General features: G+C 62.1%; 13 protein-coding genes and 1 pseudogene. 1 reads left to right on the top strand and 13 read right to left on the bottom strand.

Annotated features, from left to right (window positions below; all coding sequences use genetic code 11):
• Positions 1 to 261 precede the first annotated feature (261 nt).
• A pseudogene (locus AC1D1G_RS02680) lies at positions 262 to 1,456 on the top strand (IS110 family RNA-guided transposase).
• 740 nt (positions 1,457 to 2,196) lie between these two features.
• Here AC1D1G_RS02680 and AC1D1G_RS02675 read toward each other — a convergent pair.
• From AC1D1G_RS02675 to AC1D1G_RS02615, 13 genes are all read right to left on the bottom strand, one after another.
• Entirely contained in the window at positions 2,197 to 3,321 is a 1,125-nt protein-coding gene (locus AC1D1G_RS02675) for an oxidoreductase (protein WP_269455045.1), read from the bottom strand.
• 1,518 nt (positions 3,322 to 4,839) lie between these two features.
• Complete coding sequence (locus AC1D1G_RS02670; RefSeq protein ID WP_477950958.1) at positions 4,840 to 5,754, bottom strand: SDR family NAD(P)-dependent oxidoreductase; 915 nt, start codon at positions 5,752 to 5,754, stop codon at positions 4,840 to 4,842.
• 81 nt (positions 5,755 to 5,835) lie between these two features.
• Positions 5,836 to 6,324 (bottom strand): MaoC/PaaZ C-terminal domain-containing protein, encoded by a 489-nt coding sequence (locus AC1D1G_RS02665; protein ID WP_477950956.1) that lies wholly within the window; start codon positions 6,322 to 6,324, stop codon positions 5,836 to 5,838.
• 84 nt (positions 6,325 to 6,408) lie between these two features.
• Positions 6,409 to 7,749 (bottom strand): MFS transporter, encoded by a 1,341-nt coding sequence (locus AC1D1G_RS02660; RefSeq protein ID WP_477950954.1) that lies wholly within the window; start codon positions 7,747 to 7,749, stop codon positions 6,409 to 6,411.
• Between the two features lie 643 nt (positions 7,750 to 8,392).
• Positions 8,393 to 8,755, bottom strand: coding sequence for a putative quinol monooxygenase (locus AC1D1G_RS02655; RefSeq protein WP_164063567.1), 363 nt, complete (start codon positions 8,753 to 8,755; stop codon positions 8,393 to 8,395).
• Positions 8,756 to 8,881: 126 nt separating this feature from the next.
• A complete protein-coding gene (locus AC1D1G_RS02650) occupies positions 8,882 to 9,712 on the bottom strand; it encodes a mycofactocin-coupled SDR family oxidoreductase (RefSeq protein WP_164063569.1) in 831 nt (276 codons plus the stop codon).
• A gap of 3 nt (positions 9,713 to 9,715) precedes the next feature.
• Positions 9,716 to 10,069 (bottom strand): SDR family oxidoreductase, encoded by a 354-nt coding sequence (locus AC1D1G_RS02645; protein WP_164063571.1) that lies wholly within the window; start codon positions 10,067 to 10,069, stop codon positions 9,716 to 9,718.
• A gap of 88 nt (positions 10,070 to 10,157) precedes the next feature.
• Entirely contained in the window at positions 10,158 to 10,694 is a 537-nt protein-coding gene (locus tag AC1D1G_RS02640) for an SDR family NAD(P)-dependent oxidoreductase (protein WP_477950951.1), read from the bottom strand.
• 597 nt (positions 10,695 to 11,291) lie between these two features.
• Complete coding sequence (locus AC1D1G_RS02635) at positions 11,292 to 12,086, bottom strand: SDR family NAD(P)-dependent oxidoreductase (protein WP_477950949.1); 795 nt, start codon at positions 12,084 to 12,086, stop codon at positions 11,292 to 11,294.
• Between the two features lie 155 nt (positions 12,087 to 12,241).
• Positions 12,242 to 13,675, bottom strand: coding sequence for a phenylacetate--CoA ligase family protein (locus tag AC1D1G_RS02630; protein WP_477950947.1), 1,434 nt, complete (start codon positions 13,673 to 13,675; stop codon positions 12,242 to 12,244).
• A 67-nt stretch (positions 13,676 to 13,742) separates the two neighbouring features.
• Positions 13,743 to 14,669, bottom strand: a complete 927-nt coding sequence (locus AC1D1G_RS02625) for an MBL fold metallo-hydrolase (protein WP_477950945.1) — start codon at positions 14,667 to 14,669, stop codon at positions 13,743 to 13,745.
• A gap of 38 nt (positions 14,670 to 14,707) precedes the next feature.
• Positions 14,708 to 16,702: an oxidoreductase gene (locus AC1D1G_RS02620; protein WP_477950943.1), complete on the bottom strand. Its 1,995-nt coding sequence runs from the start codon at positions 16,700 to 16,702 to the stop codon at positions 14,708 to 14,710.
• 317 nt (positions 16,703 to 17,019) lie between these two features.
• Entirely contained in the window at positions 17,020 to 17,478 is a 459-nt protein-coding gene (locus AC1D1G_RS02615) for a MaoC family dehydratase (RefSeq protein WP_477950941.1), read from the bottom strand.
• Between the last annotated feature and the right edge of the window lie 7 nt (positions 17,479 to 17,485).

Genomic DNA, 17,485 nt, shown 5'->3' with positions numbered 1-17,485 from the left:
ACCCGTCCCGGCCTGGAGAACTAGCCCGTTACCTTATTCACGGTCCTTCACAGAAGGGCTACGGTCGCCAGACCCGGTATGACTCCTTGCCCCTGTCTCTCGCATGATCCGGGGGGTGGTGTCGCCGGGTGTGGTGGCGTCGACGGACCGCTRATAGGGACACGGCCAACCGAAATTGGGTAGGTCTCTTTGTAACGTGGGTGCCGGGCGTCGATGCCGGATCGGCGACCGGCCGACCGAGACACAAGGGACGACCCCTGAATGGACTCGAACTATGCGGTGTACTGCGGCATCGACGTCGGCAAAGGCGAACACCACGCCGTCGGACTGACCGCCGCCGGAAAGAAGATCTACGACAMGGCGTTGCCGAACGACGAAGCGAARCTGCGGGCGGTCTTCGACCGCCTGGCCAGCCACGGATCGGTGCTGGTGGTCGTCGACCAACCCAAYACGATCGGCGCCCTGCCGGTCACCGTGGCCCGCGTAGGCGGCCACGAGGTCGGCTACCTGCCCGGACTGGCGATGCGCCGCATCGCCGACCTGTACCCCGGACAGGCGAAAACAGACGCCCGAGACGCGTTCATCATCGCCGATACCGCCCGCACCATGCCGCACACCCTGCGCCGGGTCGATACCGGCGACGAGGCCCTCGCCGARCTYGAGGTCCTCGTCGGATTCGACGACGACCTTGCCGGTGAGGCCACCCGGGTCAGCAACCGCATCCGAGGCCTGCTCACCTCCATCCACCCYGCCCTYGAGCGGGTCCTCGGCCCCCGCATMACCCATCCGGCGGTGCTCGAGATCCTCTCCCGCTGCGGCGGGCCGGCCGGAATCCGGCAGGCCGGCAAGCGCAAGCTCACCGCGATCGCGGTCAAGCACGCACCCCGAATGGGCGCCAGGTTGGCCACCGACATCCTTGCCGCCCTCGACGAGCAGGCCGTGGTGGTGCCCGGCACCGCGGCCGCCGAAACCGTTCTCCCCAAACTCGCGGATTCACTGAAAGAGACCCTGTTACAACGCAAAGCGGTCGCCGCGGACGTGGAGAGGGCCCTCGATGACCACCCTCTTTCCCCAGTCCTGACCTCGATGCCCGGCATCGGCGTCAGGACRGCAGCTCGGATCCTGATCGAGGTCGGCGACGGCTCCGCCTTCCCCTCCGCCGCCCACCTGGCGGCCTATGCCGGCATCGCACCGGTCACCCGAAAATCGGGATCCTCCATCCGTGGCGAGCACCCCGCCCGCTCCGGCAACAAGAAACTTGGGACGCGCCCTGTTCCTGTCCGCCTTCGCCGCCCTCCACGACCCCACCAGTCGCGCCTACTACGACAAGAAACGGGACGAGAAGAAGAAACACAACGCGGCCCTGATCTGCCTCGCCCGACGCCGCTGCGACGTCCTCTACGCCATGCTCAAGAACAAGGAACTCTACCGGAATCCAACCCCCTCAGCGGCTTGACGAAAACCATAGGGACACCCCCCCGGGATGCGGGGCATCGTCCGTCGTGAACGGCCGCATCCCGGTGGGCCCATGCGCGGGCAGCCCTGATCGTGGGCACAACGGCCTCGACGTCGCCAGCGAGGGCGGTGATCAGTCGTGACACTGTCGGGTCGGAGGCGCCGGCCCAAACAGCTCCGGCTGGGCGCGCTGCGGATCCTCGCCGTCGCAGGACGAGCCATCCGCACGGGCCGGAAGCAACTACTCCGACTTCCAGAGGCTCGCCATACAACCACCGCATCGATACCGCCTGGACCACGCTCCGCATCGCCCCCACCGACCACCCACGGAGAACTGGCGAAGCAGCGCCGGTGAGCTCCCGCACGCCATGCCCGAAGGACCTCGCTACCGGCCATCTATTCGAAGGTCAGTGCGCAAGACGAGGATCGAGACTAGGCCGGGACAAATGGCGGGAACACGACGAATGGTCGAAGCCCGCCCGCTACCCGGCCTCGACTGCCCCCCCTTGTGGCCAGACGACAGGCAGCACTGCCGAACCCACCCAGGAGGTGACAGCCGCGGCACTGCCCGCATAACGGCCGAACGAGAAACAGGCGGCAGTTCATACACGATGCCCTGAGAGATGATCCTTGGGGTCAATCGCTTGAGTCACAGCCTGTGTTCGTCATTTCGAATCATAGGGCTGGCGACTTCCACGTTGGAACGATGATGCGTCGAGGCCCGGGTCTCAGCTCGTGAGCTCAATATAAGTGCGCCAGCGCAGTGTCGGCGTCGAATCCGGCGAAGTCGTCGAGCGCACCGTCACGCAGTCGGCTGACCCAACCAGGATCGGCAAGCAACGCCCGACCGATGGCGACGATATCGAATTCGCCCGCATCGAATTGGTCGAGCAGCCGACAAACCGGGGCCGGGGAGATCCGCTTTGCCTCGCCGAGCGAGAACCCGAACTCGGTGTCCAGACCCACCGAGCCTACTGCGATGACCGGCAGCCCGGTCAGCTTCTTGGCCCAGCCCGCCATACCCAGCCGTGGATCGTCATCGGGAAAAGCAGGCTGATAGTGGCGACGAGTGGACGGGTGCAGCACATCGACCCCGGCCTCGATCAAGGGGGTGAGCAATTTCTCGAGATCGATTGGTGAGGACGCTAATTGGGCGTCATAGCGGTTGATCTTCCATTGCGAGAACCGGAAAATAATCGGGAAACCCGAACCGACAGCCTCCCGCACCGCAGCCACCACCTCGGCAGGAAACCGGGTACGTGCAGTGAGTGTTCCGCCGTAGCCGTCGGTGCGGCGATTAGTGTTCCCCCAGAGGAATTGGTCGAGCAAATAGCCGTGACCGCCGTGCACTTCAACGGCGTCGAATCCGGCGTCACGCGCGTTGCGGGCAGCCTTCGCATACACGTCGGCGAGCGCACCGAGCTCGTCGATGCGCAACGCCCGCCCGACCTGGTTACCTGCAACGTCGATACCCGATGGGCTGACCGCCTCCTGTCCTTCCCTCCCACCGTCGAGGACGTCTCGCTGCGAGCCCTCGTGCCACAGTTGAGCCGCGATAGCGCCGCCCTCGGCATGCACGGCATCGGTCACCGCGCGCCAACTCCGCAATACCTCGGCCCCATCGATAAGCGGAACGCTGTCCGGCCCAGCCGCCGGATGCGGGATGCGCACGCCCTCAGTGATGATCAGCGCGGTTCCACCTGCGGCCCGGCGGGCGTAGTAGGCGGCCACGTCCGGGCCCGGCACACCGTCTGGGGACGCGAACCTAGTCATCGGGGCCATTGCGAACCGGTTCGGCAGTGTCAGCGTGCCCACGCTCACCGGCGTGAACAAGGATTGCAGCCGCTTGTCGTCAATCACTTCCACCCTCAATCCCTCACCCTAGACAGCGCGTTAATATCCTGTTTCACTCGGGCCTCTTTCTCCGGGTGGACGCGTGGGACGGCGCCAACCCAGGTAAGCGTGAGATCCATCTCGATCGTCCCTATCTCTGCATCGGGTGCCCCGCCGAAAGCTGCTGCCACCCGTTCTTCTGATACTGCACACTTCCGCGGAGCCTTAGTGAATGGTGTTCAAACCTTGAACGGCTCAAGTCCGCCCCGGCGAGGAGGAACTGCGCCGCGGGCGTCACCGCCTCGGCCAATTCCGGAGTATTGCCCGCGCTGCTGGCGCCGCGAGAGCGGCCAAGGACACCGAGCCCGGGATGACGGCGGGTTTTCGATCCACTGTGCTCTCGGCGAGAACCGCGCCAACGGTCGACTGGGCATACGGGCGTCGAACACGGATGGCATGGCGCCGAGCCACAGAAGCGCCAGGTCGACTCCTGTCGGCGGCGGCGACCATGCCCGCTTCAGTGCGCCCACCTTGAGGCCCATGCCCGCCCTTGTCGGTCGGCACTGCCAGACCGTCGTCGGCAGGGCTCCGAGTCCGAATCGCTGGGCCAACCCCAACGCCGGAACCAACCCGGCCAAGGCAAGAAGATTGCGGTCTTCGAACGCCGGACGGTCACCGGGTGGGCCGGGATAGTGCACCTCAGAGACGCTCCCCGTTCTGGGATGGACCGGACCTTAGACAAGCCCAATCCTCCTGAAACGTAGGGCCATCTCGCCGTCACGACCCACCCCGTACCCTCTGGTCGGGTCGCCCGGGGGGGGAATCGCACCCCGGGCTCCCACAGATCCCGGCGTGACAAGTGTCCCGTCACCGGGCTCTTGTCATTCTGGTCACCAGACAGACGAGACGGATGGAGCCCATTTCCCAATGTGCGAACATGCGGGGACACCGTGCGGTGATCCCCTGCCAGCACTCGATGGTTTCTTCTCCGCTCGCAGCCGTTTGTATTCCTTGCGGATCCACCGCACCAAGTAGGCGTTGATTCGTGAGAGGACTTGATACAAGGCAGAGCGGTGAAACGCCCCCGTGATACTGTATCCAGCCCCGCACCCGGATTGATGCGTCGTGCGAGGTCGGCGAAGGCGTGACCGGTGCGGGTGTGCAGCCGCCAGGACCGCACCGCCGCACCGATCTTCTTCACAGCGTCCTTGCTGTCCGCGGGCACGAACGCGCTGAAGTGCTGCCCATTCCTGTGCGGCGCCCTGCGCTGGCGGAACGTGAACCCCAAAAACGTGAACGACGTGTGCTCGCGCGAGCCGCGCCGCGTGCCGTCCTTGCAGTAGACGATCCGTGTCTTGTCAGGATGCAACCGCAACCCGACCTGCCCATCCTGTTTGCTCAGCGACAGGCAGGGCCTTTACAGCAGATCGGCGTTCTCACGAGGTTCAGCGCTGAGGTGTCACATCTCGTATCCGGGTTCCAGTTAGGTCAAGAAGCCAATACTGCACGCTCACACCATCACTCTGGCCCTGTCTGACGGTCCTCCCAGTGTTACTGACGAAGAGGGGTATCACCGGATTGGACGCGCTGCCCACTCGTAGCCCAGTGGTCGACCTCGGACATTTCGGCCATCCCGGGTGCATAGGCGGCGATGTCGTCCGGGCGCGCCAGGCCGGCTCCGCCGGATGCGTAAGAACCACCATCGATGGCCAGGTTGAGCCCCGTAACCCAGGAGGCCTCGTCTGAGGCCAAGTAGACAGCCGCGCTTGCAATATCTTCGGGCTCTCCTAGGCGCGGAATCAGGTTCGGTGTCATGGTAACGCGCCGTTGTTCGGTGCCTTCCGTGCCGTAGAACAGCAGGCCATTCGGGGTTGCCACACAGCCTGGTGAGATCGTGTTCACCCGGATGTTCGCGCTGGCCACTTCGTTCGTCAGGCAGCTTGCCAACCGGATGACACCAGCTTTGGCCACCGAGTAGGCCTGGATGATGGGGAGGTTGCCCGGGTACCCCGTCCCTATATCGGAACCGGCCACCGAGCCCATGAAGATGATGCTGCCGCCGCCGCGTGCGCGAAGGTGGGGAATAGCGTGTTTGGAGACCAGGAAGGGAACGGTCAGTGTGTGGTCGAGGGTGAATTTCCAGTCCGCGAGGCTGGAGTCTTCGACCGTTCCCAATCGTAACTGCATCGCGCTGTTGTGTAGGACGTCGATGCCGCCAAATTTCTCGGCGGCGAACTCGAGTAGCTGGTGCGCGTCCTCCTCGTTCGAGAGGTCGATTGGGTGCAGCGATTCCATCCGTCCGCCGGCCGCGCGCACGATTGCGAGCGTTTCCTCGGCGGCTTCCGCGTTGATGTCGCACCCGACGATCGACGCTCCTTCGGCCGCGAACCGTAGCGCGACCTGCCGCGCCATTCCGCGGCCGGTACCGGTGATTACGGCGACTTTGCCCTCCAGACGACCAGTCATAGTGATCTCCTTGTCGAGTCAGTTTGTTTCGGATACTCGTAGATGAAAAGAACCGTCCGCGTGCCGCCTCTCGCCCGTGAGCTAGAGGGCGCTGTGTTCGTTCGGAGGCGGACGGCGACGAACGTACATCTCCATCTGAAGCGTCATGACAGGCTGCGAGTCTCGTGACGATAGGGTTCCGATGGTTGTCACGCGACCCCAGCGCGGGTGGGAATTGCCGATTGCGGTGATACTGAGAGTACCCCGCAGGTAGGTGTCGGCACGGACCGGTGCGCGGAACTGCACCTCACGCAGTGCTCGGCCTGCGACTATGTGCCAGTTTCCGAATACTTCGTTGACAGCGAGGCGTTGGAATACCGCGAGCGTGTGGACGCCGCTCGCGATTATCGTGCCGAAGTGGCTTGCTTCGGCGAGTTCGACGTCGGTGTGTATGTGCAGAGGATCCCAGTGGTCGGCGAACGACATGATCTCCTCCGCTGTGACGAGGTACTCTCCGAGGTCGTACTCGTCTCCTACGACGAGGTCCTCGGCATAGCGCAGTTGGCCGTCACCAGTCGCGGCATGGTTCATTCCGACTTCCTTCCCTGCTACGGCTGGGCGCTCTGCGCAGTGATTGCGGGTGACTTCGACGCCCCTGCCAGTCTTCCCGTGCGGTTACACGAAGTCGGTGTGCCGCGCGGGATGTTGGCCGGTCGCGGTCTTTGGTCGCGTTGCTCTGAGTAGCCCGTACGAGCACATCCCAGCGATTGCCAAGGGCACCAGTACTGCGATGTACAGATCTTTCGGTGACATGAAGCCGATTGCGTACCCGCCGAGGATGGGCGACAGGATCGATCCGACTCTGGCGACGCCTAGCATCGTGCCGAACCCTTTGGCTCGTATCCGTATTGGGTACACGGTGGTTGCGATCGCGGTGAAGGCCGTCAGTGAGACGAAGACGAACAGACCCAGCAGCAGGGCCATGGTCAGCGCGAAGGGGCCCTGCAGGGTCAGTGCGAAGGCAACCAGGGCAGCCATGCCCAGGGCCATCGACATCCAGGATATTTGGGCAGACGGCCGCTTGAGGCCAAGAAATCCGTACAGGATGGCCCCGATCATCGTGCCGACCGACAGCATGATGCCCACTAGCGCCCCGCTACCGGTGTCTCCGGTCTCATTCTTGATCAACTGAGGGGTCCAGGAACCGATGAAATAGAACGCGGCAGTGCAGAATCCATAACCAAGCCAGAGGAGCAGGGTGGTTACCCGCAGTCCTGGTCCGAGGAGTTTCGTATCCGATTGATCGACTATCGCCTCGTCGGCTAGAACACCACCATTGAGGAGTCCTTCCTCCAAGTTGACCCGCGTAGACAACTTCTCGGCCGTCTCCTGCGCCGTGTCGTCCGACGACCGTCGAAGGTAGGCCACTGTTTCCGGAACGGAAACGGCGACAACGACGGTGACAGTTGCGCTGAGCGCAAACCCTACCCAGAACAACCCTTTCCATCCGCCTGCGGCTTCGATCACCGAGGCACCTGCCAGGCCTGCGACGAAAGTTCCCAACGGGTAACCGAAGAGCACCACTCCCACCGAGAGGCTGCGGCGAGATGGTGGAGACATTTCCTGGGCGATGACCATAGAGATTGCACCGAGCACACCGATTGCCATTCCCGTAACGAATCGGGATGCGATCAACACCGAGTAGTTGGGGGCCAGTGAGGAAACAAGGAGGCCGGCGGTGTTGAGTACCAGCGCGCCGAGCAACGTCGGGCGACGCCCATGGACGTCGGCCATCCGTGCCAGGAAGAAGGCCCCGACGCCGATGCCCACCAAGGCGGCACTGATCAAGTAGCCCTTGCCGGACGCTGTTGCGTACCCCTCGGGGAGGTTGGGAAGGGCGTACCCCATGATGAACAAATCATAGCCGTCAAGCAGGTTGACGAGCGAGCATACTAAAACGATCGCTATCTGATACGGCGTCATGGACGCCATCGAGCGAGCCCCACTGAGGGTCATGCCGACTCCTTCTCGAGTCACGGGTTGATCCGACTTGGTTGAATCCCCAAGATGCCGTCGACGGGGAGTCTCGGGGAACGGGCGGATGTTGATCGCCCGGAATCGGACGGTCTGGTCTCGGCGGTCGCTGAAGCACTGTCACCGGTTTATCGCCTGGATCCCCACGCGTGGAGCGCTAGCCCGACATTGGTTGAAGTAGTTTGACAGTGGTTGTTGAGCGCGTAAGCCCGCTGGACCCCAAGTTGTCTCCGCGAATTCGACGGAGGGTCGGGCGGACGCTGCGGCCCGGAACGCTTGGGCTAGGAGGTTGCGCGGTTCGCCTCGGCCAGGGCATCGGTGAATGAACGACGGCTAGACGGCTCGTGTTGTGTGCCGCTCGCTGCCACGGCCAACCATCTTGCATTGGCTCGTGCAAGAGCGATATTTGTAAAGATTCTTTGGATCGATTCGGTGGCGCGGCGGGGTGTGATCAGACTGACACATGCAATGACAGCATGAATGATGAGCAACGGCATTTGGGAGGCCTTCTAGGTTTGCGGCGCGATGCCGAGTGGGGGAACGGGATACCCCTCGCACGGAGGGTCCGATGCTACCTTCTGCACCAGCACGGCCGTCAGAAGACTCATAGGACAGGGACGTAGGGTCAACCGGGGCAGTCAGTCGAGATTGCTGCCACGGAGCGGATGGGCTGGAGAGGGATGATTTCGAGGTTCGACTGCAGCAATGTCGTACTATCGGCGAAAAATGCTTTCATGTAGGGTTTTTCGAGGTGCTCACGGATTGCGGCACCGTTAGCGTAGAGCTCGTAGAATGCGATGCTGTCGGGCCTGGATGCATCATGATGGATCTCGTACACAAGGATGCCGGGCTCGGCGCGACTCGGGTCTCCCAGGGAGAGCATCCGCTCCATCAGGATGTGGCGTGTTCCTTCCTTGGCTCGCGCGTAACCGTAAAACGCAACCGGTGTCTCGCTGGACAACAACTCGGCGGGGACGATCTCTGACACGGCATACCTTCCTATCAGCCCGCATCGAGCGAACAACGCCCTCGAGCGCGGGTTCGAATCGAACCTGGGGTGGCGAACCATCGCAGCTTCCTGACCACCGAAGACGGTGCACAACAGGTGCGCAAACTACAGAAGCGGATATCCAGCGGTAACCTCCAGCTGGGTTCCGGTGACGAATCGGCCACTCTCCCCTACCAAGTACAGGACGGCGCGGGAGATGTCGGCCGGGTCCACCCACGGTGTATCGAGTGCAGCGAGTGTCTGGAACACGGGTTCGACGCTGTGGCGCGTGGGTTGATCCACGTCCGGCGCGAAGAGATCGTAGATCATCGAGTTCTGGATCATCGGGGTATCGCAATTGGTCGGGTGGATGACGTTCACCCGAATCTGATGGCGTGCCAGTTCTTTGGCCAAAGCCTTTGCTACACCGACAACACCGTGCTTCGAGGCGATGTAGTGCACCATCGACTCAACGGGAGTAAGGGTACTGGCCGAACCTATGAATACCATCGATCCACCGCGTCCACCATCGACAATATGCTTCGAGGCGGCCTGCGCCGAGAAGAACGCGCCGGACAAGTTTGTGCCCACCACGGTGTTCCACTGCTCGGGCGTGATCGATTCTGCCGCGGTGATTTCGCATACGCCGGCATTAAGCACCGCGATGTCCAGTCGCCCCAGATCGCGTACCGCCCTCTCGACACCCTCCGCAACCGCGGACGGATCGCGCACATCGCATTCGAGGCGGTAAGCACGCTGTCCGTACTTCTCCACAAGACCGACCGTTTCGTCGAGGTCCTCTGCCGTCGACGTCGGATATGGCACGGTTGCAACCTGTCTGCAGATGTCGAGCACGATGACGTCCGCGCCCGACTCAGCGAGGAAGGTGGCGTGCGAACGGCCCTGCCCTCGGGCCGCCCCGGTGACCAGAGCGACTTTGCCTGTCAGGTCATGCATTCTCTATCTCCCCGTCCGATCGACTCGCAGGTCGGTCTTCTCGTGATCTGTTGTCGTAGAATAGATATTGTTGCCGCGGAGCCGTTCGGTGTTACCCGTTCGGTTTCTTGCGGTTTGTACTCCCCAGGGTTCACGCAATGTTGTTGGCGAGAGCCCGGCAGAAACGTGCAACACTTCGCCGGTGACCATGCGAGCGTCGTCCGACAGGAGGTACCGGTAGGCGTTGGAGACGTCCTGGCAGTCCACACCTGCGACGTCGAGCGGATGCATGGTTTTCATTCGTTCGATCATCTGCTCGCGCTTCGGGTTCTCGATGTCCGGGCAGAAGAGTTTGTAGGCTTCCTCGTTGTTGTTCATCGAGGGAAGGTCACCGGAGTGACATTCGTCGGGGCCACACAATTGGCGCGTATACCGTATTCGCCGTATTCCATTGCTAGGGTCTTCATCAGTCCGATCCTGCCCACTTCGAGGCGCCGCAGTCCGAGATGTGGGGGTAGGCGGCGCGGCCTGCGGTGGACGAGGTGATCACGATGTTGCCTTTGCGCTTCGCGACCATGTGCGGCAGGGCGGCGCGACACACGTTGAAGACGCCGGTCAGGTTGGTATCAATGACCGTACGCCACTGTTCGGGGGAGATGTCTGCCAGCTTGCCGAATTTCAGGATGATACCTGCACTGTTCAGCAGGTGAACGATTTGTCCGAGTTCATCGATCGTCTGTCGCGCAGCGTCCACCATAGCTTCGTCATCGCGAACATCCGCGACGATGCTGATGCACTTACGTCCCACGTCGGAAACCATGGCGCGGGCCTGTTCCAACTCCTCCTCGGAGCCGCCTGGGTAGTTCTGCCCCGCGACATCGGAAACGCAGTTGTCCACAAGTGCGATGTCCGCCCCCTCGCGTGCCAGTGTCAGAGCGTGGGATCGACCTGAGCCCTTTACTCCGCCGGTGACGAGTGCAACCGTTCCATCCAGCTTCCCCATGCTCTATCACTCACCTGTTCTCGAAGTTTGACTGGAGGTATCTATGCGTGCCGTACGCGTGATGTGTATCGAAGAACCGCTCGGTGCCCGTGTTCTATCGAAACCAATTGCAGTACAGGCACTGTCGAATACGCGAGCTGACCGGTGGCACAGGATATCTTTTTGTGTGCGACTCACCGGACATTGAATCCGACTCTTGAGTCGTAATATCGACCCACTGGTTAGTAACCTAGTTCCAGCGCATGGATGTGTCAATGGTCACAGACGCCCAGATCTGGCGAGGTGCCCTGCCCGTGTCCGGATCTATACGCCGGTTTGGGCAGAGCAGCTGCAGTATTGAAACGCCGGACGAGTCCCACACGCGAGTTATATTCTCGCATGCGTGGATTCGTCCGGCGTTGACTGTCACGTACCGCGGCTGGGGATCAGCTTCTGGCGACGAGGATACTGTCATGGTTCGAACTACAACGACGTTGGCCATCAGCCTACGCAGCAGCTGTTGCAGCTCGACGTCTCCGCGGGGAGCTGTTGCAGCTCAGCGGTTTCCCCGCGGAGTTGTTTCGGTGGGTCCTGACAACGGCGGAGCAGGCTGAACTCTCACGTCGTCGACATCCCGCCGTCGACCAAAATGGTCTGGCCGGTGACGTACCCCGCTGCGGGCGATGCGAGCCAGACCGCGGTTGCGGCGAGTTCCTCGGGCTTGCCCGCTCTTCCCAACAAGAACCGGGGCTCGAGCGAATCGGTCACATACTCTGGGGAGTACGACTCCGTCATTTCGGTCTCGAAGAAGCCCGGCGCAATCGCGTTTACTCTGATTCCCGGCTTTCTGCCCCACTGCGACGCGAGGTCACGAGTGAGTCCAACGAGGCCGGCCTTGCTTGCGGTATAGGCCGCCTGGGGCAGTGCGGCAGTAGTGAAGCCGAGAACACTCGAGATGTTGATGATCGAGCTCCCCTGCGTCATCACTTCGGCGCAGGCTTGGGCCATCCAATAGCTACCTCCGAGATTGACATCTACTACCGCCCGGAAGGCATCGGGGCTTTCCCGCGTAGCCGGGACTGCGCTCGCCATACCGGCATTGTTGACGAGGATGTCCACACGACCGAACCGTGCCATCGCCGCCTCGACCAGATCTACGCACTGTCGAGGATCGGCCACGTCGGCGTTCTGTACCAGGGCCTCGCGCCCGTACCCGCGTACCGCCTGCGCGGTTGCCTCCAAGCGGTCGACCCTGCGCGATGCCACGATTACGTGGGCTCCGGCGCGGGCCATGGCCGTGGACAGCGATACGCCTAAACCTGCTGACGCCCCAGTGACGATCGCAACTCGATCGTCGAGGCGAAACATTTCCGCGAAGGCGCCTAGGTAGTCGGCCGCCTCTTGTTCGTGCATTTCACTTCCCTCTTCGAAGTCAGCCTCGACCCGAATTTCGACGGCTTACGCCGTACCGACCGACTCTGCTGAAAGTTTCGTCGACACTTGAGGCTTGGCTACCGCTGTCGACACCTGGAGCCGGGACCGGTCTATTGACCAACTATTGGGAGCGCTCAGACGGGTGAGGGAGCCTCACCACGGCGGTCGAGAAGACGCTTGACCTTCCCCTCTCCTCCCAGCCCAGTCTGAGGAGCGAGGGATCCAGCAGGGACGATCGTCACCTCGACCGAGACACCGAAGGTCGACTTGAGACGATGCTTCATGTCTTCCTGGAGAGGTGCTGTGTCTTCGTCGTTCGCCTGCTCGATCAACACGGTCATTCGTTCACGGGAACCGAGACCCTCGCCGACGTTCTCCACCACGCACAGGAACTCGCCCGTCGATCGCGCGTCGCCCTGGACGACGTCCTGTGCTGACCGCGGATACACGCTTGTCGCTCTCAGTTTCACCATTTCGTCGAGCCGGCCCAAAAACCCGGACAGTTTGCTCGTCCGGGCACCGCACGCGCACGCTGCGCGCTCGGAACTACGCATACGGTCTTTGAGGTCGTATCTGATGATGGGTGGAACCGAGCGATGCAGGCTTGTGACCACGATGTCGCCATCGTGCCCTGGGCCGAGGATGCGTCCGGTCTCGCTGTCGGCGATCTCGACGATGGCGGTGTCGTCGTTGACGTGCAACCCATCTTTTGCAGCACATTCGTATCCGATGAGGCCGACTTCATGGGTTCCGTAGTTGTCGTAGACCGGAACACCCCATGCATCTTCGAGCAAGTCGCGCAGGTGTCCTTCTGTATCCACCCCGAGATAGGTATGGATGAATCGCGTGGACAGATCCTTCTTGAGGTCGATGCCAGATCGATCAGCTTCTTGCGCCAGGATTTTGAGGTACTCGCCGAAGGCGACCCAACCACTTGTTCCCCAGGAGCGCGCCAGCTCCAGTTGCCTTGCCGAACTGGTGACGGCCCCTGAACCGGTGGTCAAGGGGATCATGCCGCACCAGTGCATGGCGGCGGTCGACGAACACCATGCGGTGTTGGCCAAACTGTTGGTGAGGGTGATCTGTAGGATGTCCCCGACCTCGGCCCCCTGCGCAACGAAAGCTCGGGCGAATTGAATTGCCTGCACTTCCCACGCTACGGGATCGAACAGTGTCGGCCGCGGCAGCCCTGAGGTGCCACCACTGGATTGAATCTTCAGCGGTGTTCGCATCGCGTCCAGTGCGAAGTTCTGATGGTTTCCGAACGGCGGGTGCTCCTCGATCGAGTGCTTGATGTCCTCACTGGTGAACGTAGGGATCTTCTCGAGGTCGTCCAGGCCACGTATGTCTCCCGGCTGCAAACCGGCGTCCGACCACCGCTCGCGATAAAACGGGACCGCCCACGCGTCGGCCACACGTGCGAGAAAGCGTGATTCCTGAATCTGTCGCATCTCGTCGTCGGACCGTGCCGACATGACGGAGTTGAACAGGGGCGGCGGCGGGTAGTCCTCGGTGAGCTGACGCCAGTCGATGCTCGACCAGTAGTAGGGAATTTCGTTCTTCGACATCAATGCTCCTGAAGCTGTCGTTAATGCCGGCAGTGTGTGCGCCGGTGGTGTTGTAGAAGTACTCGGCTCAAGCAGTGACGAATTGGTAGGCGTTGCCGTCGCTCACGATACGACCGACACTGTTCCCGGCGAAGTGCGTGCCGAACACAAGAACATCACGGTCTGCAACCGACGCGAGGAACTCCTGACGCCGAGCGGAGGACAGCTCACGGTCCCAGTCACCTCGCGAACTCCACGTGGGATGGGCGGCCTGAATCGGGTGATGCACGAAATCACCAGTGATGAACCCGGTCTCACCCTTCGATTCGATGGTGAGACTGTGATGGGACTTGGTATGGCCAGGCGTGGATGTATACCGCACGCCCTCGCAGATGGTGTGGTTGACCGGAACGAGATCGACGAGGCCCGCCTCGACACACGGTTGGATCGACTGCGCGAACACGAGACGCGTCTGCCGGTGGATGTCCGGGTCCGCTCCGTTGTACGTGACGGCATGCCCGAGGTCGTCGGAGACGGCGCCGCCCTCAGTGAGTCCCTTGTGGTACTCGAACTCGTCCTGAACGAAGGTGTACCGGGCGTTCGGGAAGGTCGGCACCCATCGGTCACCGTCGAGCACGGTGTTCCATCCCACGTGATCGAGGTGCAGATGTGTGATGGCGACGTAGTCGATCTGTTCGGGCTTGTAGCCGGCATCCGCCAGTCGATCCAGATAGGGGGTGTCCAGGCCACCCCAGGCCGGGATCAGCGGTAGGTCCTTGTGATTTCCGCACGCGGTGTCGACGAGCACGACAGACGACCCGGTGTCGACGACGAACGAGTGAACGCTCCAGAGTGTCTGCCCGTGTTCGTTGGCGTAGTCGGGGTACAGCCACGGAACGGCCTTGACCGCATCCGGCGTTGCCTCTGCGATCAGTCCGTCGAGCTCACCGACCTCGACCGCGATTTCGTTTACCTGGGTGATTTTCACATCACCGATCTGCCAGCTATGAGTCATGGTGTTTGCTTCTTTCGTTCAGTGTGTGTGGTGCTTGTTCAGACAGCGCGGCCGGCCATTTCGCCTTCGTAGATCGCCTCGTCCACCCGGCGGGGTGCCAAGCAGTCTCCTACGGCCGTCACGTCGAACTGCGCTTCCAGTTGGGGTAGCAGGGCCGTATCGGCATCGCGAAGCATGACGGTCACGAGAGACTGCGCCGGCACCACTCTGGCGGCACCATCCCAGATGCGATTCAGTACGACGCCGTCCGAATTCACTTCGGCGACAATGTGTTGCGGTGTCAGTGTCACCCCCTGCGCATACAGCCTCGGATAGAGATGCCCGACATCGAGGTTGAAAAGCGTGTTGTCGCCCAAGAACAGCTTCGAGGAAACCACTTCGACCTTCTTGCCCGCATTCGCGAGAAGCTCCGCCAGTCCCAACGCGAGGTACTCGCCCGTGTCGTCGATGATGACCACGTTCTCCCCACATGCCGAGGGATCCTCGATGGCCTGGAGCGGATTGAGCACGCGGATACCCTCCAACCCCGGGATTGTCGGGCGGGCGGCCAGGACGGCGGAGAACCCGTCGGTGCGCCAGGTCGATCCGGATGCAAGTATGACGTGGTCCGCACCGACTTCATGCACGCTCTCGATGTCGGCGGTCGTATTGAGACGGACATCGACCTTGTACTTTTCGAGCATGCGCTCCATGTCTTTGACCATGACGGACCACCGGCCACGCGTGGGCAACTTGGCGGCATAGCGAATTTGTCCGCCGAGCGTGTCGCCGCGCTCCATCAATACGACGTCATGCCCTCGCGATGCGGCAACTTCCGCTGCCCGCATACCGGCGGGGCCGCCGCCGATGACGAGCACCTTCCGGGGGGTGGAGGCCAACTCCAATGTTCCGCTGCCGAGATCTTTCTCGCGCCCAGCAGCGGGATTCTGCGTGCATGTCAGCTCCCAGCCCTTGGACATCCGGCCGATACAGCCTTGATTGGCCCTGACGCAATGCCGAATTTCGTCCTCGCGTCCGGTCTGCGCCTTCTGCACCAGGAAGGGATCTGCGATGTGTGCTCTGGTCATAGCGACGAGATCGGCGTCACCCGAGGTCACAATCTGTTCGGCGACCGACAGCTCGGTAATTCCGTTTGCGGTCACGACCGGATAGTTTCCGACGACCTTCTTCGCGCGGGCAGCCAGGTCGACCAACTGGGGGCCGGGCAGGCTCATGGGAGAGACGACGCGATCGAACGTGGAAGCGTTCCCTGCGCTGATGCTGAAGTAGTCGAACAATCCCGAGTCCGCCAGGTTCTTGGCGATCTTCTCGCCCTCGGCCTCGTCGATACCGCCCGGAACGTATTCGGTGAGCGATAGTCTCACGCCGACCGCGAAGTCGGGTCCTCCCTCTCGGCGCACCGCCTCGGCGCACTCGCGAACGACGCGGCATCGATTTTCGGTGCTGCCGCCGTACTCGTCCGTGCGACGATTCGTCAGTGGGGAGAGGAAACTGCACAGGAGATACCCGTGAGCGGCATGTACCTCGGCTCCGTCGATACCGGCAACCCGTGCGTTGCGTGCACTTCGGCCGAATCCCGCGACGAGCTGCTCGATGTCGGCGTGCGACATCGCGCGGCCGATCTCACCGTAAGTAGTCGAGGGCAGACCCGAGGGACTCCAGAGCGCCCTCCAGTTCTCGAGAAACATGCCGTTGTAGTCTTCCACGCCGAAGTGTGAAAGGTCGACGAAAATTTTGGCTCCATGGCGGTGCACGGCTTTCGCCAGTCGCTCGTACACCGGTATCACCTCGGTGGGCCATCCCTGGTGGGTGCGGTACCCCAGTCCGCGACTCGTTGCATGCACGGCTTGAGCCTCGGTGAGAATGAGCCCCGCCCCTCCCCTCGCCCGCTCCTCGTAGTAGTCGATGCTCTGTTGAGTCATCAGGTTGTCTTTGTCGCCGTACATCAGCGCGTGTGCGGTGACCACGATGCGGTTCTTGACACTGACCGGGCCCAGTTCGATGGGCTGCCAGAGCGCCGGATGCTTGGTCATGATGTTTCCTCGTCTCGTCGCGGCTCGACTGTTCCATCCGGGGGCTGACCGGAGAGTCGAAAACCCAACCGATTGTTCAAAGCCGATAATGGCGTAGGTCACACAGGCTTGTCAATAAGGTGTGGCTCACCTGAACGGAATCCGCCGCGCAACGATGTTCCGGTAGCCCATTCGCCGTGCTGTCGCTCCACTGAAGCGTCCTGTCGTCGCTGGTGTGTTCGGTGCACCGATAGGCCTGCGGCCGTCTGGGCCGGTCGTGCCTCGGCGGCAGCGGGCGATCGATCACCGCGGTCGCTCAGAGGCTGGCAGGGGGCAGTTCAGAAGATGATTCGGCCGACGGTTTCTGCAACCAGGGCCGGTTTTTCTTCGCCTGCGATCTCGAGGGTGTTTGTCGTGACGATCTGAAGGGCCCCTCCGGGTGTGTCCCCGACGGAGTTCAACGTCGTCCGCAAACGAACGTGGGCCTCGACCTTCACCGGGTTGACGAATCGAACTCTGTTCAATCCGTAGTTGATCGCCAGCGTTGTGTTCTCGATCGTGTATATCTGCCAGTTGAGCAACGACACGAGAGACAGGCTCAGGAATCCATGAGCGATGGGGGCTCCGAACGGGCTCTCGCGTGTCGCACGTTCGACGTCCACATGGATCCATTGATGGTCCCCTGTGGCGTCGGCGAAGGTGTCGATGCGTTCTTGCGTGATGTGCAGCCAGTCGCTGGTGCCCAAGTCCTCTCCGATAGCGGCTTTCAGTTGATCCGGTGATGTGAAGACGCGCATTGGTGCT

The organism is Rhodococcus sp. P3_B8 (genome assembly GCF_056402775.1).
Note: the sequence above shows the minus strand (reverse complement) of the source record. Positions and strands in the feature narration are given on the sequence as shown.

Excerpts from the sequence above, each read along its gene's own strand:
- AC1D1G_RS02660 (WP_477950954.1), bottom strand. The coding sequence starts at position 7,749 with ATGACCCTCAGTGGGGCTCGCTCGATGGCGTCCATGACGCCGTATCAG.
- AC1D1G_RS02635 (WP_477950949.1), bottom strand. The coding sequence starts at position 12,086 with ATGCACGAACAAGAGGCGGCCGACTACCTAGGCGCCTTCGCGGAAATG.
- AC1D1G_RS02645 (WP_164063571.1), bottom strand. The coding sequence starts at position 10,069 with ATGAACAACAACGAGGAAGCCTACAAACTCTTCTGCCCGGACATCGAG.
- AC1D1G_RS02615 (WP_477950941.1), bottom strand. The coding sequence starts at position 17,478 with ATGCGCGTCTTCACATCACCGGATCAACTGAAAGCCGCTATCGGAGAG.
- AC1D1G_RS02630 (WP_477950947.1), bottom strand. The coding sequence starts at position 13,675 with ATGTCGAAGAACGAAATTCCCTACTACTGGTCGAGCATCGACTGGCGT.
- AC1D1G_RS02640 (WP_477950951.1), bottom strand. The coding sequence starts at position 10,694 with ATGGGGAAGCTGGATGGAACGGTTGCACTCGTCACCGGCGGAGTAAAG.
- AC1D1G_RS02665 (WP_477950956.1), bottom strand. The coding sequence starts at position 6,324 with ATGAACCATGCCGCGACTGGTGACGGCCAACTGCGCTATGCCGAGGAC.
- AC1D1G_RS02650 (WP_164063569.1), bottom strand. The coding sequence starts at position 9,712 with ATGCATGACCTGACAGGCAAAGTCGCTCTGGTCACCGGGGCGGCCCGA.
- AC1D1G_RS02620 (WP_477950943.1), bottom strand. The coding sequence starts at position 16,702 with ATGACCAAGCATCCGGCGCTCTGGCAGCCCATCGAACTGGGCCCGGTC.
- AC1D1G_RS02670 (WP_477950958.1), bottom strand. The coding sequence starts at position 5,754 with ATGACTGGTCGTCTGGAGGGCAAAGTCGCCGTAATCACCGGTACCGGC.
- AC1D1G_RS02625 (WP_477950945.1), bottom strand. The coding sequence starts at position 14,669 with ATGACTCATAGCTGGCAGATCGGTGATGTGAAAATCACCCAGGTAAAC.